The 19,608-nt window shown below is 64.7% G+C and carries 19 protein-coding genes and 1 tRNA gene; 16 read left to right on the plus strand and 4 right to left on the minus strand.

Annotated features, from left to right (window positions below; genetic code table 11):
• The first annotated feature begins 23 nt into the window (after positions 1 to 23).
• The 3 genes from MTX35_RS11995 to MTX35_RS12005 all read left to right on the plus strand — a co-directional run bounded on the left by MTX35_RS11995 (position 24) and on the right by MTX35_RS12005 (position 2,357).
• A tRNA-Gly gene (locus MTX35_RS11995) sits at positions 24 to 97 on the plus strand.
• Between the two features lie 284 nt (positions 98 to 381).
• Positions 382 to 1,233, plus strand: coding sequence for a glycoside hydrolase family 16 protein (locus MTX35_RS12000; protein WP_243595182.1), 852 nt, complete (start codon positions 382 to 384; stop codon positions 1,231 to 1,233).
• Between the two features lie 167 nt (positions 1,234 to 1,400).
• On the plus strand, positions 1,401 to 2,357 hold the full coding sequence (locus MTX35_RS12005) for a triacylglycerol lipase (RefSeq protein ID WP_243595183.1): 957 nt from the start codon (positions 1,401 to 1,403) through the stop codon (positions 2,355 to 2,357).
• 5 nt (positions 2,358 to 2,362) lie between these two features.
• On the opposite strand, the gene MTX35_RS12010 is transcribed toward MTX35_RS12005, so the two are convergent.
• Positions 2,363 to 3,550, minus strand: coding sequence for a CdaR family transcriptional regulator (locus MTX35_RS12010; protein WP_243595184.1), 1,188 nt, complete (start codon positions 3,548 to 3,550; stop codon positions 2,363 to 2,365).
• Between the two features lie 189 nt (positions 3,551 to 3,739).
• Between MTX35_RS12010 and MTX35_RS12015 the strand changes: the two genes are divergently transcribed.
• From MTX35_RS12015 to MTX35_RS12035, 5 genes are all read left to right on the plus strand, one after another.
• On the plus strand, positions 3,740 to 5,464 hold the full coding sequence (locus tag MTX35_RS12015) for an aldehyde dehydrogenase family protein (protein ID WP_243595321.1): 1,725 nt from the start codon (positions 3,740 to 3,742) through the stop codon (positions 5,462 to 5,464).
• Between the two features lie 32 nt (positions 5,465 to 5,496).
• A complete protein-coding gene (locus MTX35_RS12020) occupies positions 5,497 to 7,083 on the plus strand; it encodes a GMC family oxidoreductase (protein ID WP_243595185.1) in 1,587 nt (528 codons plus the stop codon).
• A gap of 162 nt (positions 7,084 to 7,245) precedes the next feature.
• Complete coding sequence (locus MTX35_RS12025; RefSeq protein ID WP_243595186.1) at positions 7,246 to 7,941, plus strand: hypothetical protein; 696 nt, start codon at positions 7,246 to 7,248, stop codon at positions 7,939 to 7,941.
• Between the two features lie 92 nt (positions 7,942 to 8,033).
• Positions 8,034 to 8,504 carry a hypothetical protein gene (locus MTX35_RS12030; protein ID WP_243595187.1) on the plus strand — a complete coding sequence of 157 codons (471 nt, stop codon included), beginning with the start codon at positions 8,034 to 8,036 and terminating at the stop codon, positions 8,502 to 8,504.
• The gene (locus tag MTX35_RS12035; RefSeq protein WP_243595188.1) at positions 8,501 to 9,166 is read left to right on the plus strand and encodes a methyltransferase domain-containing protein; all 666 of its coding nucleotides are present in this window, start codon (positions 8,501 to 8,503) and stop codon (positions 9,164 to 9,166) included. Before MTX35_RS12030 ends, MTX35_RS12035 begins: the two co-directional genes overlap by 4 nt.
• On the opposite strand, the gene MTX35_RS12040 is transcribed toward MTX35_RS12035, so the two are convergent.
• The gene (locus MTX35_RS12040; RefSeq protein ID WP_243595189.1) at positions 9,153 to 10,436 is read right to left on the minus strand and encodes a hypothetical protein; all 1,284 of its coding nucleotides are present in this window, start codon (positions 10,434 to 10,436) and stop codon (positions 9,153 to 9,155) included. The genes MTX35_RS12035 and MTX35_RS12040 overlap by 14 nt on opposite strands.
• 112 nt (positions 10,437 to 10,548) lie before the next feature.
• Here MTX35_RS12040 and MTX35_RS12045 point away from each other — a divergent pair, with 112 nt between their 5' ends.
• The 5 genes from MTX35_RS12045 (at position 10,549) to MTX35_RS12065 (ending at position 14,050) form a co-directional block, all read left to right on the plus strand.
• On the plus strand, positions 10,549 to 11,346 hold the full coding sequence (locus tag MTX35_RS12045; RefSeq protein ID WP_243595190.1) for an S-methyl-5'-thioadenosine phosphorylase: 798 nt from the start codon (positions 10,549 to 10,551) through the stop codon (positions 11,344 to 11,346).
• On the plus strand, positions 11,343 to 12,401 hold the full coding sequence (locus MTX35_RS12050) for an NAD(P)-dependent oxidoreductase (protein ID WP_243595191.1): 1,059 nt from the start codon (positions 11,343 to 11,345) through the stop codon (positions 12,399 to 12,401). Before MTX35_RS12045 ends, MTX35_RS12050 begins: the two co-directional genes overlap by 4 nt.
• Positions 12,394 to 13,047, plus strand: coding sequence for a glycosyltransferase family 2 protein (locus MTX35_RS12055; protein ID WP_308198122.1), 654 nt, complete (start codon positions 12,394 to 12,396; stop codon positions 13,045 to 13,047). The genes MTX35_RS12050 and MTX35_RS12055 overlap by 8 nt, the downstream gene beginning before the upstream one ends.
• Complete coding sequence (locus MTX35_RS12060; RefSeq protein WP_243595192.1) at positions 13,044 to 13,718, plus strand: DUF2064 domain-containing protein; 675 nt, start codon at positions 13,044 to 13,046, stop codon at positions 13,716 to 13,718. Before MTX35_RS12055 ends, MTX35_RS12060 begins: the two co-directional genes overlap by 4 nt.
• Positions 13,719 to 13,888: 170 nt before the next feature.
• Entirely contained in the window at positions 13,889 to 14,050 is a 162-nt protein-coding gene (locus MTX35_RS12065; RefSeq protein ID WP_243595193.1) for a hypothetical protein, read from the plus strand.
• 6 nt (positions 14,051 to 14,056) lie between these two features.
• Here MTX35_RS12065 and MTX35_RS12070 read toward each other — a convergent pair whose 3' ends face one another.
• Positions 14,057 to 14,491: a MarR family transcriptional regulator gene (locus tag MTX35_RS12070; protein ID WP_243595194.1), complete on the minus strand. Its 435-nt coding sequence runs from the start codon at positions 14,489 to 14,491 to the stop codon at positions 14,057 to 14,059.
• A gap of 163 nt (positions 14,492 to 14,654) precedes the next feature.
• On the opposite strand from MTX35_RS12070, the gene MTX35_RS12075 reads away from it, so the two are divergent.
• The 3 genes from MTX35_RS12075 to MTX35_RS12085 all read left to right on the plus strand — a co-directional run bounded on the left by MTX35_RS12075 (position 14,655) and on the right by MTX35_RS12085 (position 18,302).
• The gene (locus MTX35_RS12075; protein WP_279393072.1) at positions 14,655 to 15,740 is read left to right on the plus strand and encodes a DUF4185 domain-containing protein; all 1,086 of its coding nucleotides are present in this window, start codon (positions 14,655 to 14,657) and stop codon (positions 15,738 to 15,740) included.
• 23 nt (positions 15,741 to 15,763) lie between these two features.
• Positions 15,764 to 16,387, plus strand: coding sequence for a class I SAM-dependent methyltransferase (locus MTX35_RS12080; protein WP_243595196.1), 624 nt, complete (start codon positions 15,764 to 15,766; stop codon positions 16,385 to 16,387).
• 79 nt (positions 16,388 to 16,466) lie between these two features.
• Positions 16,467 to 18,302 (plus strand): acyl-CoA dehydrogenase, encoded by a 1,836-nt coding sequence (locus MTX35_RS12085; protein ID WP_243595197.1) that lies wholly within the window; start codon positions 16,467 to 16,469, stop codon positions 18,300 to 18,302.
• Positions 18,303 to 18,590: 288 nt separating this feature from the next.
• Here the strand turns inward: MTX35_RS12085 and MTX35_RS12090 are convergent, their stop codons facing one another.
• Positions 18,591 to 19,517 carry a hypothetical protein gene (locus MTX35_RS12090; RefSeq protein WP_243595198.1) on the minus strand — a complete coding sequence of 309 codons (927 nt, stop codon included), beginning with the start codon at positions 19,515 to 19,517 and terminating at the stop codon, positions 18,591 to 18,593.
• Positions 19,518 to 19,608: the final 91 nt, after the last annotated feature.

A 19,608-nucleotide genomic window follows, 5' to 3' on the forward strand; every position in this document is an offset into this window, starting at 1 on the left:
TAACCTGGACACCCGCACCACACGCCGGTGTAGTTCATTGGTAGAACGCGACCTTCCCAAGGTTGAGAGGCGGGTTCGATTCCCGTCACCGGCTCCACCGAGCGCCCCGCCCGGGGCTGTCTCCGTAGACTCCGCTCCTGTCTGCTCACCCTGCTCGACTCACCGACTGCATCGAGTCACTGCCGCCACTGCTGAAACAAACCGACCACCGCTGAATATCGGTCACTACCTCGTTTTCGACCGTTAGCGCGGCGAATTCAATCATTGTATTCGCAAGAATTCCTGCATTTCAGAAGAGACTTCTGCCGCCCGCTTTGTCGTGCTAGAAATCGAATGTCGACATTTGTTCACCGACATATGACCTGACAGGAATCCCCCCTCATGAAATCACTATCGACAATTGTTGCGGTCGCGCTGACCACGATGGCCGTGGTCGTCTCGTCGGCGACCGCCGCCCCCGCCCTCGCCGCACCTGCGAGAACCCAAGGCGGAGCAGGAACCCTGCTGTGGGAAGATCAGTTCAACGGATACGGCGGACCCGACCCCGCCAAGTGGGGCTTTCAGACCGGCCGCTGGGGCGCGAGTTCCGGTGAGCAACAGTACTATACGGATTCCTGGAACAACGCCAACCAGTTCAACGGTTCACTGAACATCACCGCACGGCGGGAGAATCCGCCGGACCGCAAGCGAGCACCGTACAACTTCACCAGCGCCCGCGTGGTCAGCATGTACAAGCAATCGGTGACGCCGCCGGTGCGCATCGAAGCATCGATCAAGATGCCGAGCGCCCAAGGTTTGCTGCCCGCATTCTGGACCCTCGGCCTACAACCCGGTGGCGAATATTCTTGGCCCAGCCAAGGGGAAGTGGATATCGTCGAAATTCCCGGACTGAACGGGCCGTCATTCAATTTGCACGGCCCCTCGAAGTGGAACCCCAATCAAGATGTGAAAGCCGGCGGTGGCATGAATCCCGTCAACAACGGATTTCACACGTACCGAATCGACTGGCTACCCAATAGCATCACCTGGTTTGTCGACGGAATAGCTCGATACTCCTTGACCCAGGCTCAGTACGAGGCAAAAGGCGGGAACTGGAGGGCATTCTCGGGTGCTTGGCCGCATTACATCCTGTTCAACGTCGCCGTGGGCAACAACTGGACCGGCAAGACACTGAACAGCACGCCCTATCCGCAGACCATGAGTGTCGACTGGCTACGCGTGAGTCGGCTCTGACCTGCACAGCAGCCTGTTCATCCGCGCGGGGCTCAGCCACCACGGCTGAGCTCCGTTCGGTGTGCGCATTCGACTCGGTTTCGGCGGTAGAACAATTCTTGTGACTTTTATCAGCAATGACGTTTACTCGTAGGGACATTCCACAGTTCGAGGAATATCGTCATGCCATGCGTGGACCGCGACGAAGTCTGATAGCCCTCGTCATCGTCGCTGCCGCGACTGTGCTCCCGCCGGCCGCACAGGCATCGCCCCTGATGCCCATCGCCGCTGCCCCCGAGCAACCCGATCACGCCGATGCCATCCGCTATGCAGGAGCCAATCGCGACGCAGCACCTCCCGGAGCCAACGACATGGACTGCAAGCCCACGGCAGCCCATCCGAATCCCGTTGTCCTCGTGCACGGAACCGACTCCACCGCGTACTCCGACTGGGCCGGTTTCGCGCCGATCCTGAAGGCAGCCGGCTTCTGCGTCTTCGCCATCAACTACGGCACGTCGCCGGACGGAGAGTCCAACGGCTACGGTGTCATCGAAGACAGTGCAGCACAGCTGAAGTCGATGACGGTCTCGATTCTCCGAGCGACCGGTGCCGCCGCGGTGGACCTGGTCGGCTACTCGCAGGGTGCCGCAGTTGCCCGGTACTTCGTCAACAGGCTCGGCGGTGCCTACGCCGTCGACCGCTGGGTGGGAATAGCGAGCCCGACGTACGGCGGCACCATGTACGGAGTCGCGCCCGTCGTGCAGGCGGTGCCCGGTGCAACCACGGTGGTGGCCGGCGAATTCGGGCCGGGCCTGGCGCAGTTGATGGCCGGATCCGACTTCCTCGACCGCCTCAATGCGGGCGGCGACACCGTCCCGGGAGTGGAATACACGTCCATCGCCACCCGAGTCGACGAAGTGATTCAGCCGTACACCAATGCGCTGCTTCGTGATCCGGGGGCACACAACATCGTGGTGCAGGACGTGTGCCCCGACACCGAGGTCGCGCACTTCACGTTCACCTATGACCCCACCGCACTGCGCTTGGCGCTCAACGCCCTCGATCCGGTGAACGCCAGCCCTCCGAACTGCGTTCCCGTTCCACTCGGGGCGGGGATCCTCGACGTCGTCCTCGCCAGCCATTGATCCTGTCAGGACAGCAGCTGATGGGCTCTGAGTCCGACGTACAGTTCTGCAGCCTGCGCGGGGTCACGAAAGTCGCGGCCAGTGAGTTCGGCGATTCGACGCAGCCGATACAACACCGTGTTGCGGTGATAGTGCAGCGATTCGGCGGCAGCGCGCGTGGAACCGCCGCACGAGAACCAGGCGTCCAGTGTCGCCAGCAAACTCTGCCGTTCCGCACGCGGCAACCCCAGCAGATCACCGAGTATCTGACGCGAGGCGATGCGGCCCGAATTCGGATCACGCACCAGCAGTAGCGGCACCGGCACGGAGTCGTAGCGCACCGGAGCCGACGGCGCGATCTCGGCCGAGGTACACGACCTTGCCAACCGCGCCTGTCCCACGGCGTCACCGATGCCCGACGGTGACCGAAAGACCGAGCTCACCCCCACCCGTCCGGGACACAGCTCGCTCAGCGCAACCAGCGCGGCATCGATCGCTGATTCCGTTGCGGCACAGATCAGTCCGACGCTGCCGTCCACCTCCGCATCCCACACCGATTCGGCTCCCGCGGTGCGCAGGCGGGCGATCAGCCCGTCGACCCCCACCGCCGCGGTCAACGGCTCCTGGGAGATCACCGCGAAGTAGCCGTGGTCGGGAATTCGGAACGTCCGCAAGGCATCCGCCGCCGCGGTGGGATTGGCCGAGTGATCAGCGAACAGTACGCGGATGAGACGTCCACGCGCTTCGGCACTTTCGCGCGCACGCATGTCGGCACTCTCCCGATAGGCCTCCGCAGCCTCGTCGGAATACACGTCGACCAGCGCCCAGACCTCAGCGGCCATGTCGAGCAGCGCGTGACTTGCCCGGCCGTCCGAACGCTCCATCAACTCGTCCCAGACCAACCTGCCGCCGAGCCGAAACGCGTGCAGCAGAGCTGCCAACGGCACCCCCTGCTCGGCCTTGAGTCGGCCCGCGTCCCGCGCCGCCTCGAGCCGCATGGGTGCCCGACCGGACAGCTTGCCCAACATCGACGCCAGATTGTTCCGCGACGCGTCGTGGAGCTGCTCGGTGGTGAGCAGAGTCGACTCGAGGTAAGCGTGCTCGGCCCCCAGGATCCGTCGTACCAATTCGGTCGCGAGATCGTCGACGCCGTCGAGCATCGTCGCGGCCAGATCTGTCGGTGACGGATGCAGGTCGAACTCGGTCGCGGACATGACCGAACTCTAGACCCACCCGTGTAAGCCACGCCACAACAAAACTGTGCGACGGCACAAACCGTCGTGCCCGATTGAGGCCCGTGGCCCATAGCGCGCCGAGTCGAGGTGAGACCACAATCACAGTGGAACCCGTGTATCCGAACGACGAGTGGAGCCGAGAAGTTGACCAGCGACGTGACCCCACACCTGCAGCCCGTACCGACGAGCGGACCGAGCCCACTCGAGGCAGTCGACGCCGCACTCGCCGATCTCTCTCGCGGCGAGGAGACCTGGGGAGGCCTCACGCTGGCCGAACGGCGGGCGCTCCTCGAACGCGTGCACGCGCTGACCTCGACTCACGCGCAGGAGTGGGTCACGGCGGCAACGTCGATCAAGAAGCTCGACGCCTCCTCCAGCCTCGTCGGAGAGGAATGGCTGTCCGGTCCCTACTCGTTCCTGAACGGGCTCGGCACCGTCGCGCACACGCTCGCAGCGCTGGAGGCAGGCAAGAGTCCACTGGCGGACGCGAAGTTCGGGACCGCACCCGGCGGGCGCACGACGGTATCGGTGCTCCCGCTCAACATCTTCGAGCGACTGCTGCTCAACGGATTCACCGCCGAGGTGTGGATGAAGCCCGGAATCGACCGTGCGACCGCACAGCGCTCCGCAGGCCTCGGTCAACTCGACCCCACCCGCACCGCAGGCGTCGGAGTGGTGCTCGGCGCAGGCAACATCACCTCGATCGCACCGCTGGACGCGCTGTACGAGCTGATGGCGTTCAACCGGGTGGTCGCACTCAAGCTCAACCCCATCATGGATCCGCTGCTACCGGTGTTCGAGAAGGTGCTCGCACCGCTCGTCGAGATCGGCGCACTGCGCCTGCTGACCGGCGGAGCCGACGTCGGCACGTACTTGGTACAGCACGATCGAGTCGACCACGTCCACATGACCGGCAGTTCCATCACGCACGACGCCATCGTCTTCGGACCCGGCCCGGACGGCGCAGCCCGCAAGGCAGCCAACGAACCGATCCTCACCAAGGACATCTCCAGTGAACTCGGCGGTGTCTCGCCCACCATCGTGCTACCCGGTGAGTGGAGCCGTGCCGACATCGAATTCCAGGCCGAGCACATCGCCACCCAGCGCCTGCACAACAGTGGATACAACTGTGTCGCTTCGCAGGTCGTCGTGCTGTCCTCGGAATGGAAGCAGCGCGACGAGTTCGTCGCCGCCCTGCGCGCCGCCCTCGACCGTGCCCCGGCACGACCGCCCTACTACCCGGGCAGCGACAAGCGGGTGTCCGACGCCACCGCCACCTACCCGTCGGCCGAACGCCTGGGCGACCATGGTGGCCGCGTTCTCATCACCGATCTGAACCCCGGTGAGTACGCACCGCTGCTCCAGACCGAGTACTTCGCACCGGTCATGGGTGTGATCGAATTGCCCTACAGCGGAGCAGCATTCGCAGCAAAGGCGGCACAGGCGGCGAACGAGGAGTTCACCGGCACGCTCGGCATCAACATCATCGGAACCCCCAGCACCATCAAGGAACTCGGCGTGAAGTTCGACGCCATGCTCGCCGACCTGCACTACGGCACCATCGCCGTCAACGCCTGGACGGCCATCGGATTCCTCACCGCAGCCGCCACCTGGGGCGCATTCCCCGGCCACACCATCGACGACGTGCAGAGCGGAATCGGCATCGTGCACAACGCCCTCCTGATAGACGGGGCGGAGCGAACCGTGGTGCGCGGGCCCTTCCGGCCACTGCCGCGATCGCTGGTCAACGGTGAACTGTCCATCTCGCCGAAGCCGCCGTGGTTCGTCACCAACAAGACCGCAGCATCGACCGGCAAGCTGCTCACCGCATTTGCCGGCGCACCGTCCTGGTCCAAGCTGCCGGCGATCTTCGCCTCCGCCCTGCGCGGCTGACCCTCTGCGACCACACCGACCGAAGGACAACGATGAGCTCTCAGCGCAAGACGGCCGACTACATAGTGGTGGGCGCAGGTTCGGCAGGTGCCGTGGTGGCCAACCGCCTCAGTGCAGACCCCCGCAACGAAGTGATCCTCCTCGAGGCCGGCCCCGAGGACAAGAACAAGTTCGCTCATATCCCCGCTGCTTTCTCGAAACTCTTTCGCAGCGAAGTCGATTGGGACTACCTCACCGAACCGCAGCCGGAACTGCGTGATCGCAGCATCTACTGGCCACGCGGCAAGATGCTCGGTGGTTCGTCGTCGATGAACGCCATGATGTGGGTACGCGGCTTCGCCGCCGATTACGACGATTGGGCGGCTAAGTCCGACGACTCGTGGGCGTTCCGCAACCTCGTCGGATACTTCCGCAAGATCGAGAACATCGAGGGCACAACAGCACTCGACGCGGGAACCGACGGACCACTCATCGTCTCTCACCAGCGCAGCCCCCGCGACCTGACGTCCTCGTTCCTCGACGGCGTCGAAGAAGCTGGCTACCCGCTGGAGACCGCCAACCTGCCCGAGCCCAAGGGCTTCACCCGCACGATGGTCAACCAGAAGCGCGGAGCACGGTGGAGCACGGCCGATGCGTACCTGCGACCGGCGAAGAAGCGCAAGAACCTCACCGTCCTCACCGAGGCGCAGGCCACTCGCGTTCTCTTCGAGGGCACTGCCGCAGTCGGCGTCGAATACACGTCCGGTGGCGAGGTACTCACCGTGCGCGCGCACAAGGAAGTGATCCTCTCCGGCGGAGCCATCAACACCCCGCAGCTGCTCATGCTCTCGGGCATCGGCGACCAGGAACAGCTGAAGTCGCACGGCATCTCCGTGCAGCACCACTCACCGGGTGTCGGGCAGAACCTGCTCGACCACCTGGCCGCCCTCATCGGCTGGAAAACCGAGAGGGACTCCCTCTTCCACGCCGAGAAGATCCCCGAGCTGGTCAACTACCTCACGCGCCGTCGCGGCATGCTCACCTCGAACGTCGCCGAGGCGTACGGATTCATCAAGAGCCGAGAAGACCTCGCCCTGCCCGACGTGGAACTCATCTTCGGACCGGCACCGTTCTTCGACGAGGGACTCGTCGGCCAGGATTCGCACGCCGCCGTCATCGGCGCGGTACTCGTCAAACCCGAGAGCCGAGGCGAGATCACCCTCCGCTCGGCCGACCCCCTGGCCAAGCCCATCGTCGAACCCCGCTACCTCAGCGACCCCGGCGGACTCGATCGCCGCGCCATGATCGAAGGGCTACGGGCCTGCGTTGCAATCTCCGAAACCCCATCGATGAAGGGCGAGCTGGGCGACATCGTCCGCCCCAGGGTGGCGTCGAACATCTCCCCGGCGGACCTGCTCACCGAGGCCCTGGAGCAGAACGCCCACACTCTGTATCACCCCGTGGGCACTGCCCGGATGGGCAACGACGCCGACAGTGTGGTCGACTCCGAACTACGCGTGCGGGGCGTCGACCGCCTTCGCGTCGCCGACGCATCGATCATGCCGAGCATCATCCGCGGGCACACTCACGCACCGTCGGTGGTGATCGGCGAACGGGCGGCGGACCTGATCCTTCGTTGACCTCGAGTGAACCTTCGGAAAATTTCCGGTTTGGTAGTCCGGTTTGTCGGGTAACAGGTGGGCACGCTCCCTTGCAGGGGATCGAGATGAAACCCATCCGCTCGGCAAGCAGCGCCGAATGACCCACAACGCTCGAGAGACGAGCACGGAAGGTTGACCGACATGTTCACAGTTCGTAAAGCTTTGGCCGCCACCGCAATCGGTGCACTCACCATCGTCCCGCTTGCCGCATGCTCCAGCGACGAAGCGTCCGACACCACCGACGCAGCCACCTCCTCGGCGTCGTCGGCCATGGAGACCACCGAGAGCATGCCCGAGCCCGCAGCCGAGGTCGACGACCTCAGCAACGGTGTCGACACCGCAGTTGCTCTCGATCCCGGCTTCACCGGCGCACTGACCACCCTCGGCCTCACGCCGGGTGTCGTCGGAACCGCGACCCTTGCAGACGGATCCATCCGCTTCCCGATCACCGGCGGAGACGTCAAGTACTGGGAGCCCGGCACCGTCGACCCCTACGTCCAGGGCGAGATCATGCACGAAGGCAGCGGCTTGTCGCTGACCGCAGGCGAGACCGTCGTCGAGCTCATCAACTTCGACATCGATCCCGGCACTTCGCTTCTCACCGGCGACGTCATGGTCAACGGTGAAGAAGCAGCTGCCGACGCAGTCCTGTTCGATCTCGACGGCCGCACCCTGCAGCCGCTCGCTACCGGACCCGACAACACCGCAATTCTGCAGGGCACCGAGGTGAAGATCTCGGAGACCGCCGCAGAACTGCTCAACAGCACCTTCAACACCGATGCTGTGACCCCGGGACTGCTCGTGGGCGTTGCTACCATCACGGTCAGCACTGCCTAATCATCTCCTGAACGCCCGTGCGCGAGACGCCGCCGTGAAAGACGGTGGCCCTCGCGCACGGGTGTTTGCGTCGGCACGGTCAGGAGCCTCGAATGAGAGCGTTCACGAAGATCTACGGCGGGCACCCGCTGCACGCGGTCGGTCTGCTGCTGTCGTTCGCGCTGGTGGGCTACGTCGTCACTCTCGCGGGGCCGCAGAGTCTGTGGAACAGCGACATCTGGTGGAAGTCCATACTCGTGTGGTTCTTCGGATCGGTACTGCTGCACGACGCCGTACTCTTCCCGCTCTACTCGCTGGCCGATCGCGTGATCACCGGTATCCCACGCCGAACCCTGGCCGTGTCACCGGTGAATTTCGTTCGGGTCCCCGCCCTCGGAACCGCACTGACGTTTCTGATGTTCTTCCCCGGGATACTCTCGCAGGGTGCGGAGTCCTACCGCGCCGCAACCGGTTCGACGCAGGAGCCATTCCTCGGACGTTGGCTCGCGTTGACCGCTGCGTTGTTCATCGTGAGCGCAATCGCTTACTTCATTCGATTGATCCTCGTACGGAGCCGAGCATGAGCGTCACCGCAGACACACTCTTTCACCGCGCAGCAGCCGGACTACCCTGCTGGATAGGCGATTCCGACGGCAGCAGGCAGAAGCTCCCCACCGCCCGCTGGATGGGTGGCAGCGCCTCGTCCGCGGAGGATCGCCGCGCCGATCACGCCATGCTCAGCCGATGCACCGGCTCCACCATCGATCTCGGCTGCGGGCCCGGGCGCCTCACCGAAGCGCTTGCCCGACGCGGTGTTTCGGCACTCGGCGTCGACACCTCCAAAGCCGCTGTCGACCTGACCATCGGCCGCGGCGGCAATGCCGTGCTCCGCGACCTCTTCGAGCCGCTGCCCGACACCGGCAACTGGTCATGTGTCCTGCTTGCGGACGGCAACATCGGCATCGGCGGCGACCCGGTGCGACTGCTCCGCCGCGCGGCGGACCTGCTGGCACCGCACGGAGCGGTCATCGCCGAGGTGGATGCGCCGAGCGACACCGGAATCCGTCATCGCACCGTTCGCTGGGAAACCGACACCATGGTCGGCGACTGGTTCGCCTGGTCGAGCGTCAGCGCCGACGCCACCGCGGATCTCGCCAATGCCGCAGGCCTTCGCGTGGTGGACGTGGCACCGATCGACGGGCGCTGGTTCGCTCAGATGACGCTGGCTCCGCTCACCAGTTCGTGAACAGCAGATGATTGATCGCCAATGCGCCGATCACCTGCAGTGCCAACCAGAACCGATGCGTCCGGATCGGCAACACAGCAGGCGCGATCAGCATCCACATGGCGAAGGGCAACCAGATTCGTTCGGTCTCCGCTTTGCTCAGCTGGCTCAGGTCCGCCATCACCACCGCCGCGATAGCGCCGATCACCAGCAGGTTGATCGGCTCCACCCTGGTGAGGATCCGCGGAAACGCAGCGGGCACAGCAACACCCAACGCACAGAACAGAGCTGCGAAGTTCGCCCAACCCCAGTACTCGAAGGGGCGATCGGTTGCGATGCCCTGGTAGTAGCGCTCCTGCACCAGCAAGTAGCCGTCGTACCACCAGAATCCGTACGCGGTGAAGATGGCGGCGACGATCAGGGCTCCGATCAGCGCACCGACGAACGGCAGAATCTTCCGCCCGGCGATCAGCACTGCGACGGCAGGCAGGCCCATCAACACCAGCCCGTAGTTGAGATAGACGCCGAACCCGAGCAGCACTCCCGCGCCGATCGAGGCGGGCCACTGGTACCGCTTCGTGGAGATCGCCAACAACGCGATACCCCACGCGGCGACGCCGGCATAGAACGCATCGGCCGAGACGGCGATCCAAATCGCCGCGGGAGCGATCGCCACGAACGGCGCTGCCCGCCGGGCCATGGTCTCGTCGCCGAGCACGCGGAGCGTGAGGACCACCGCCACTGCGGCACTCGTACCGACCAGCACGCACAGCGTCGCCGCCCAAGCTCCGCCACCGAGCCCCAGACGGTCGAGCCAGACGAACGTCAGCAACGCGCCGGGCGGATGTCCCGACACGTGTGTGGTCCACGAATCCGCCTGGTAGTCCAGGATTCGCTCGGAGAACCCGCGCAGTGTTGCCGGAATGTCGGTGATGCCGGGCACTTCGTGCAAGTACTCGTCCGTCGACGCCAGCCGGTCCACGAAGCCGCGCTTCCAGCCGTCCACCATCGCCAGCGCCATCGTCCAGGCCGCCGACGCAGCCCACACGACGACGAGCAACCGTGTCCACGACAGGCGTCGTGCCAGCGTCGGCCCCCACAGCACTGTGGCCACCGCGATGAGGACGGCGAACGGCGTTCCCCATCCCACATGAATCTCGCGGAAGCCGAACAGCGGTGCCGCATCGGCGAAGTCGCGCACCTGCTGCGGGGTTCGGTTGATGATGGGGGTGACGAGTTCGTTCCCCAGATACGGAACGATGAACGCGACCACGACCAGCGCGACGGCCAACGTGCCTGCGACGGCTTCTCTCCAGTAGCGGATAGTCTTTTCTCCCTGCGGACTTGAACGAAAACACGATCTCGGACCAGCATATCGACCGACGGTGATGGAGGATGAGCAGATGAACAACGACGCGACGGGGCGGGCCGAGATAGCCGTCATCGGCGGCAGCGGCTTCTATTCGTTCTTTGCCGACGACGCCGAGGAGATAGTGCTCGAGACCCCCTACGGTGCGCCGAGCGCTCCGATCACGTTGGGCGAGGTCGAAGGTCGCCGCGTGGCGTTTCTGCCCAGACACGGCCGACAGCACGAGTACTCCCCACACACGTTGCCCTATCGCGCCAACATGTGGGCGCTGCGGATGCTCGGAGTCGGCCGGGTGTTCGCACCGTGCGCGGTCGGATCTTTGGTACCGGAGTACGGCCCGGGCACCGTCGTGATTCCCGATCAACTCGTCGACCGAACCTCCGGGCGCGCACAGACCTACTTCGACCAGGGCGGCGTTCACGTCGAATTCGCCGACCCGTACTGCCCGACGCTCCGGAAGTCCGCGGTCCAGGACACCGCTGTCGACGGCGGCGTCATGGTCGTCGTCGAAGGCCCCCGGTTCTCCACCCGCGCCGAAAGCCAGTGGTTCGCCCGCCAGGGTTGGACACTGGTGAACATGACCGGCCATCCCGAAGCCGTCCTGGCTCGCGAACTCGAACTCTGCTACGCACCGATCGCGTTGGTGACCGACCTCGACGCCGGCATCGAATCCGGCCAGGGCGTCAAGGCGGTGGACGTGTTCGCCGAATTCCAGAAGAACATCGAGCCGCTCAAGGCGTTGGTGCGCGCGGCCATCTCCGACGCTCCCACCGACGACTGTCCCACGTGCCGCGTGCACACCGGGATCGACCTACCGATCGAACTGCCATGACGCGGGTACTGCTCACCGGCGCAGCCGGATTCATCGGCGGCCACATTCTCGACGCGGCAGCCGGCTCCGGACACGAGTTGGTCGCCGTCGACGCCATGCTGGAATCTGCGCACGGTCCGGGAGCGCGAGCCGACGGGATCACCGATCTCGATGTGCGCGACAAGGATGCACTGGTCGAGATACTGCGCGGGATCGACGTCGTGTGCCATCAGGCAGCCGTCGTCGGAGCAGGCGTCGACGCCGCAGATGCTCCGGCCTACGCCAGCCACAACGACTACGGGACGGCAGTGCTGCTCGCGGCGATGTACGAGGCAGGCTGTTCCCGACTGGTTCTCGCGTCCTCAATGGTGGTCTACGGCGAGGGGCGGTACCTCAATTCCTCGGGCGAGACCGTGGTTCCGCCGCCCCGCACCCGCGCCGATCTCGACGCCGGCCTGTTCGACAATCGCGATCCGAAATCCGGTGAGCCCCTCGATTGGCTTCTGGTGGAGGAAGATTCGCTACTCGAACCCAGGAGCATCTACGCGGCGAGCAAACTGGCACAGGAGAACTACGCCTCCGCGTGGGCGATCGCCACGGGTGGATCGGTGGTCGCACTGCGCTACCACAATGTGTACGGGCCACACATGCCGCGCAATACTCCGTATTCCGGTGTGGCGGCAATGTTTCGCTCGTCATTGGAACGCGGCCAGGCACCGACGGTGTACGAGGACGGCAAGCAGGCCCGCGATTTCGTCCACGTGCACGACGTGGCAGCCGCCAACATCGCGTCGATCGAGGCCGAGCTCGACGGCTTCACCGCCCTCAATGTCTGCTCGGGACAACCGATCACCATCGGCGAGGTGGCGACCGTCCTCGCCGACGCGCGCGGCGGGCCGACGCCCGAGATCACCGGGCAGTACCGAGCGGGCGACGTTCGGCACATCGTCGCCAGTTCCCGCCGGGCCGAAGAGACCCTGGGATTCCGCGCGAAGATCATGCCGATCGACGGACTCACCGCATTCGCCGACGCACCTCTGCGCGACGCCGAGGGAACCGGGCCGCCCCGTGTCTGACTCACCATCGGTCACCGTGATCGTGCCGTGCATGAACGAGGCCGAATCACTTCCGGCAGTACTCGATTCGGTGCCGCCGGGCTATTCGATCATCGTGGTGGACAACAACTCCACCGACGCCACCGCCGCCGTGGCCGCTGCTCACGGGGCCACCGTGGTCTCCGAATCCGTGCCCGGATACGGGGCAGCCGTACACGCAGGCGTCCTCGCAGCCCGTACCGACATCGTCTGTGTCCTCGACGGTGACGGCTCGATGGATCCGCGTGATCTGCCGACGCTCGTGGCGGCCCTGGAGCATGCGGACCTCGCGGTCGGCCGTCGCCGACCCGTGAAGGGAAGCTCGCCGCTGCACGCCAAGATCGGCAATGCCGTTCTGTCACTGCGACTTCGGACCAAATACAAGTTGCCCGTACACGACCTCGGAGCCATCCGGGCAGTCCGACGTCAAGCACTGCTCGACCTGGATGTGACCGATCGACGCTCGGGCTATCCGCTGCAGCTACTGGTCCTGGCAGCCGGTGCTGGATGGACGGTCGTCGAACACGACGTGGTCTACCGTCCACGGACCGCCGGCACATCGAAGGTCTCGGGCTCGATCAAGGGGACGATCGTCGCCGTTCGCGATTTCTGGAAGGTGCTCTCGTGATCGTCACTGCGCTCGTCGTGGCCAAAGCGCCCGTTCCCGGGCTCGCCAAGACGCGCCTCGCCGCCACGATCGGTGACGCCGCCGCGGCCGAACTGGCCGCGGCCTCGCTGCTGGACACCCTCGATGCCGTCCGGGCCGCCGAGGTCGATCACCGCGTCGTGGCCCTCACCGGAAATCTCGCCGACGCGGCCCGTGCCGACGAACTGACCCGCGCTCTGGCGTCGTTCACGGTGATCGCGCAGCGCGGCGACGGTTTGGGAGAACGGCTGGCCAACGCACACGCCGACGCGGCGACCACCGGAGCCGTACTTCAGATCGGCATGGACACCCCACAGGTCACGGCGCAACTGCTGACCGATGCGGCCGCGCAACTCGAGAGCACCGACGTGCTGGGTTCGGCCGAGGACGGCGGCTGGTGGGCGCTGGGTCTACGCGACCCTGCCCTGGCGCGGGCCCTGATCGACGTACCCATGTCCGCTCCGTCCACGGGTACCGCCACACTCGACGCCTTGTCCACCGCCGGTGCGTCGATCACGATGCTCCGCGAATTGCGTGACGTCGATTTCGAGGCCGATCTCGACCCCGTGTGCCGCGTATGCCCACCCGCCGGTCGATTTCGCATTGCTGTGGAAAGAATGCGATCGAAACGGGATTCCGAGTCCGTTCTTTGAGGTCTGTTTCCGGAGAAATCGGCTCAGCGACCGAACCTCCACAACCGTTGTGGAACAGCACCTTCGACCCGCCTGAATTGTCGGACCGAAAACGACCATTATCGAATCGCAACAAAGCCGAATTACCGTTTCACGGCTATTTCACAGACACAGGTGCTAGAAAGTGTGACATGACCGGGTTGCTGATAGGCGTAGCCGTGTGGATGGTTTGCGCGGCAGTCGTCGCCACAACCCTCGGCCGCGTCGCGCGCCGAGGCGATTCCGAGGAGCTGGGATCGACCCTCGACTGGGATGTCGACGCCCTCGATCAGGCAGTCCACCACGAGAACTGACGGTGTTCAGTCGACCTTTTCGACGATCTCGGTCAGGATCCGTGCCGCCGCGGCCAGTGTTTCCCGCTGCTGCGGACTCAAGTCGTCCAGCTGCGCCGCGAGCGCGATCTCGCGGGCGGCAACCTCTTCCTTGGCGGCCGCCGCCCCCGCATCGGTCAGTTGCAGGACCACCTGCCTGCCGTCCGTCGGATGTGCGAGCCTGTCCAGCAGACCCGACTCGACCAGAGCGTGCGTGGACCTCGAGACCGACGGCGGCTTGATTCGCTCCCGGGCGGCCAACTCGCCCGTCGTCATCGGTCCCTCGCGCAGCAGTGTCGTCAGAATCGACAGGTGAGCGACGGGCAGCCTGTCGCTGGAATGTCGCAGACGAAGCCTCCGATTCAGCCGCATCGCACTGACGGACAGATCCCTCGCCAGCCGGGAATCGGGTAGATCACTCACGCTGTCCAGATTACGACACCGAGGTGCATTTGCCCGATTCCGCAAAACAGCCGATGCGCCGATTCAAGCCCGCTCGAACAAACCGCTGGTATGGTTCCATCGGTTACCGGGGAGTGGAATCGAAATCGGGGAGAACGTCGTGAGTCGCGTGGGTTCCAGAGTATTGACCGTTGCCACCGTGGCCGTTGCAGCATCCTTGCTGGTCACAGCGCCCAACGCGCTCGCCAATCCCAATGCGGTCAATCCCATCGCCGGGCTGAACGGCACGTTCGGGCTGCCGCAGCTGCACGGTCGAGCCCAGGCCGTCGCGCAGGTAACCGGGATGTCGAGTCCCAACAACACGCAGAACGTCAACATGATCGGCACCGATCTCGGCATCATGTGGGACAACGGCCGCGGCGAAGTGTTGACGGCATTCGGCGACACCGCCGGACTCGGCGTACCCAACCTGCTGCAGGGCAGCCTCTGGTCGTGGCGAAGCAACGCCATCGTGCGCAGCAACGACCGCAACCTCGCCGACGGCATGAACTTCGACAGCGTCGTCCTCGACCCTCTCGGCCAGACCAAAGAGGTCGTCCCCAGCCCCAAGATCCCGTTCGTGGAGATCAGCAGGATTCCGACGGCCGGGGTGGCCGTCGGCGACAGTCAGTACCTGAACCTGATGTCGGTGAAGAACTGGGGCCCCGCCGGAACCTGGGAAACCAATTTCTCCGGCTTGGCGGTCTCCAACGACAACGGGGAGAACTGGGCAGCACTGCCCGACACTCAGCGCCCCAGCGTCGGCGGCGACCGCAACTTTCAGCAGAGCGCCTATCTGAAGGACGGCGGATACGTCTACCAGTACGGCACTCCGCCCGGCCGCTTCAACCTCGGCCACATCGCTCGCGTCAAGGAACAGGACATCGCGAAGCTCGGAGAATACGAGTACTGGACCGGCCAGGACTGGAAGAAGGGCGACCCGGCAGCGGCAGCGCCCATCGTCGACGGCGTCGGCGAGCTCTCCGTCGCGTACAACGCCACTCTCGGGCAGTACCTGATGGTGACCACCGACAACGCCAACTCGATCGTGCTGCGGCGCTCGCCCTCGCCGGTCGGGCCGTGGAGCCCGCCGGAGGTTCTGGTCGATACTCGCGAGGTCAGCTCGATCTACGCGCCGTACATCCACCCGTACTCGACCGGACGCGATCTGTACTTCCTGGCGACGGTGTATCAGAACTACAACGTGTTGCTGCTGCGCGCGACGCTGTAACAGCTCCCACTAGGCTTCCCGAGGTGGACGCCGCAGACTGGGATCGCAAGTACGAAGGCCGACGACTCGTCTACGGCGAGGCACCGAACGCGACGTTGGTCGAGGTCGCGACAACGCTGAAACGCGGTCGCGCACTGGATCTCGCGTCGGGCCAGGGTCGAAACGCCATCTGGTTGGCAACCCGTGGCTGGACCGTCGACGCGGTCGATTTCTCCTCGGTGGCCTCGACGAGGGCGAATGACGTGGCGGCTTCGGCACCGCGGTCGGTGCGCGATCGCTTGACCTGGGTCCACGCCGATGTGACGCAGTTGTCACCATCGCCGAACTATGACCTGGTTCTCATGTTCTACCTCCATCTGCCGCCGGACGCGCGTCGCGCGGCGGTCACGACGGCGGTGTCAGCGTTGAAACCTGATGGAATCCTCATGATTCTCGGACACCACTCCGCAAACATCGAGTCCGGCACCGGGGGCCCACAGGAACCCGAAATCCTCTACACGCCAGAGGATTTGGCGTCGGACATCGGTTCTCGGCTGACCATCCTCACCGCCGAGAACCGCTACCGCGACGTGACCGGCGGCACAGCCGTCGACGCTCTATTACTCGCGAGTAGGTCCGCCCTTGGCAGCGGAACCGATCGGGGGTAATATCCGTTAAGTTACCGACGAGTAGCTAACTTGGGCGGTACTCACGAGACCGCACCACCGACTGGAGAGCGAACGAGCAATGGGCCATTACAAGAGCAACCTCCGGGACCTCGAATTCAACCTCTTCGAGATGTTCGGACTCGACGAGACACTCGAGGGCGACAACTTCGGCGACATGGACGGTGAAGTAGCCCGTGACATGCTGCGCGAGGTAGTGCGCCTGGCCGAGGGCCCGCTGGCCGAGTCCTTCGCGGACGCCGACCGCAACCCCCCGGTCTTCGATCCCGAGACCCACAGCCTGAAGCTTCCCGAATCCTTCAAGAAGTCCTACAAGGCCCTTGCCGACGGTGAGTGGTGGCGCGTCGGCCTCGACGAGGAAATCGGCGGCATGCCTGCCCCGCGCAACCTCCTGTGGGGCATCAACGAGATGCTCCTCGGCTCGCAGCCCGCAGCGTTCATGTACTCCGCCGGCCCCGGCTTCGCGAACATCCTGTTCCACAACGGAACCGACGAGCAGAAGGAATGGGCCAAGGTCGCCGTCGAACGCAGCTGGGGTGCCACGATGGTCCTCACCGAGCCCGACGCCGGATCCGACGTCGGCGCAGGTCGCACCAAGGCGATCAAGCAGGACGACGGCTCCTGGCACATCGAGGGCGTCAAGCGCTTCATCACCTCGGCCGTCTCCGACGACCTGTTCGAGAACATCTTCCACCTCGTACTCGCCCGCCCCGAAGGTGCCGGACCGGGCACCAAGGGTCTGAGCCTGTTCTTCGTACCGTCCGTCCTCTTCGACTTCGAGAAGGGCGAATTGGGCGAGCGCAACGGCGCATTCGTCACCGGCGTCGAGCACAAGATGGGCCTCAAGGCCTCCGCCACCTGTGAACTCACCTTCGGTGGCCACGGCGTTCCCGCCAAGGGCTGGCTCGTCGGCGAGGTCCACAAGGGCATCGCGCAGATGTTCGACGTCATCGAGCACGCACGAATGATGGTCGGCACCAAGGCAATCGGCACACTCTCCACCGGCTACCTCAACGCACTCGAGTACGCCAAGGAGCGCGTCCAGGGCGCAGACCTGACGCAGATGACCGACAAGACTGCACCGCGTGTCACCATCACGCACCACCCCGACGTGCGTCGCAGCCTGATGATGCAGAAGGCGTACTCCGAGGGCCTGCGCGCGGTGTACCTCTACACCGCCGCACACCAGGACCCGATCACCGCCAAGCAGGTCTCGGACGCCGACGAAGACATCGCCTACCGCGTCAACGATCTGCTGCTGCCCATCGTCAAGGGCGTCGGATCGGAGATCGCCTACCAGGTGCTGGCCGAATCGCTGCAGACCTTCGGCGGCTCCGGCTTCCTGCAGGACTACCCCGTCGAGCAGTACATCCGCGACGCCAAGATCGACTCGCTGTACGAAGGCACCACCGCCATCCAGGCGCAGGACTTCTTCTTCCGCAAGATCGCCCGCGACCGCGGCGTAGCGCTGGCTCACGTTGCCGGACAGATCAAGTCGTTCATCGACAGCGAAGCAGGAAACGGACGCCTCAAGGCCGAGCGTGCACTGCTCGCCACCGCACTCGAAGACGTGCAGGCCATCGTCACCTCGATGACCCAGCACCTCATGGGCGCACAGGACCAGCCCACCGAGCTGTACAAGGTCGGCCTGGCATCGGTGCGCTTCCTCATGGGCTTCGGCGACCTGCTCATTGGCTGGTTGCTGCTGCGTCAGTCCGAAATCGCCATCACTGCACTCGACAACGGCGCAGAGGGCAAGGAGAAGGCGTTCTACGAGGGCAAGATCGCCGTCGCATCGTTCTTCGCCAAGAACATCCTCCCGCAGCTCACCGCGACGCGAGCAATCCTCACCAACATCGACAACGACATCATGGAACTGGACGAAGCAGCATTCTGATTCCCTGACATCTCAACGGCCGCACTCGTTTTCGAGTGCGGCCGTTGTTCATTGCATGCCGGGTGTGGGTTGCCGGCCCCGGGTTGCCGCAAACGCGCGCGCATTTGTTGGGGGTGCGGCGTTGCTGGCCCCCGGGTCGCCGCAAACGCGCGCGCATTTGTTGGGGGTGCGGCGTTGCGAGCCCCGGCCGTCGCAAACGCGCGCGCATTTGTCAGAATTGCGCGGATTCTCAGGCAATTTCGCTCGCGTTCGGCAAATGCGCGCGCGTTTGCGGCCTGCAGGACGTACTCAGCACACTCCCTCGCGGCATCGGGAGGCCGCAGCCCGCTTCAACGCGCGGGATATCCTCGCCGACAACTCCTCCGGACGGGCCAGATCCGCCCACGTCCAGCGCACCACTGGATAGCCGAGTTCGCGTATCTCGTCCTCCCGCAGCTTTTCCTTGAACACCACGTCGCCGGGACTCTCGTTTGGCTGCAGATAACCGGTGTACTTGAGCTTGCCATCGAATTCGGCGACGACGATGCCGTTGATCAGCCAGTCGATGCGTGCCACGAAGTTCCCGTCGTCGTCGTAGATCTCCACTTGTGGTTCTGGGTAGAAACCTGCCTCGCACAGTATGATTCGGCTTTGGGACTCGCCCGGACTGTCGCTACGGCCGTCCATCAGTCGGACAGCCCGTCGCGCTCGAGCCACCCCCTTCCATCCTCGAGCGCCGCGCAGCTCGGCGTCGATCTCGTCTGGGTCACAACTTTTCAGGGCTGCATCACCGGCGATCACCGCCGACAACGTCGTCTCGGTACGGCCGAGATCGACCACCGTCCGAGCCAACGATGTCACCGCGATACCGTCGAGCATCACCCTCAGTCCTGATGGCGCACAGTGGACGATTATTGCCGAGTTCTTCCGACCTCCGCCATGGCGATTGCGAGTGACGTGAACTTTGTCGAATCCTCCTGTCGGCAAAGGTAACCCGTGCAGCAGGGCGGCCGAACGATGACTGACGACGTGGTCCCCCGAGATTGTCGGCAGGATCGCATCGATGAGAAGCCGGTGCCGCTCGTGCTCCGACAACTCGGCCAACCTCGACGACGGAACATAGACGCCGTTGACCAGCCGCACCCATCCCCCTCGCTCGTACAGGGCACGCAACTCGTGATCCGCGAACCCATTTGCCAAGGCCTCCGTGCGTCGCACCATTCGGTCGTCTTTCATTCTTCGAGTCTCGGCCATACGCCGGCCGGTTCGACCCCAGAAGCGGCCGTCTGTGCACTACTCGGGGCCTGTGGATGAATACAGGTACGGA

It is taken from the genome of Rhodococcus sp. ARC_M12, from assembly GCF_022810385.1.
Lineage (GTDB): Bacteria > Actinomycetota > Actinomycetes > Mycobacteriales > Mycobacteriaceae > Rhodococcoides > Rhodococcoides navarretei.

Coding starts and splice junctions, on each gene's coding strand:
- MTX35_RS12025 (WP_243595186.1), top strand. CDS start 7,246: ATGTTCACAGTTCGTAAAGCTTTGGCCGCCACCGCAATCGGTGCACTC.
- MTX35_RS12045 (WP_243595190.1), top strand. CDS start 10,549: ATGAACAACGACGCGACGGGGCGGGCCGAGATAGCCGTCATCGGCGGC.
- MTX35_RS12030 (WP_243595187.1), top strand. CDS start 8,034: ATGAGAGCGTTCACGAAGATCTACGGCGGGCACCCGCTGCACGCGGTC.
- MTX35_RS12000 (WP_243595182.1), top strand. CDS start 382: ATGAAATCACTATCGACAATTGTTGCGGTCGCGCTGACCACGATGGCC.
- MTX35_RS12020 (WP_243595185.1), top strand. CDS start 5,497: ATGAGCTCTCAGCGCAAGACGGCCGACTACATAGTGGTGGGCGCAGGT.
- MTX35_RS12005 (WP_243595183.1), top strand. CDS start 1,401: ATGCGTGGACCGCGACGAAGTCTGATAGCCCTCGTCATCGTCGCTGCC.
- MTX35_RS12085 (WP_243595197.1), top strand. CDS start 16,467: ATGGGCCATTACAAGAGCAACCTCCGGGACCTCGAATTCAACCTCTTC.
- MTX35_RS12090 (WP_243595198.1), bottom strand. CDS start 19,517: ATGAAAGACGACCGAATGGTGCGACGCACGGAGGCCTTGGCAAATGGG.
- MTX35_RS12010 (WP_243595184.1), bottom strand. CDS start 3,550: ATGTCCGCGACCGAGTTCGACCTGCATCCGTCACCGACAGATCTGGCC.
- MTX35_RS12050 (WP_243595191.1), top strand. CDS start 11,343: ATGACGCGGGTACTGCTCACCGGCGCAGCCGGATTCATCGGCGGCCAC.
- MTX35_RS12035 (WP_243595188.1), top strand. CDS start 8,501: ATGAGCGTCACCGCAGACACACTCTTTCACCGCGCAGCAGCCGGACTA.
- MTX35_RS12065 (WP_243595193.1), top strand. CDS start 13,889: ATGACCGGGTTGCTGATAGGCGTAGCCGTGTGGATGGTTTGCGCGGCA.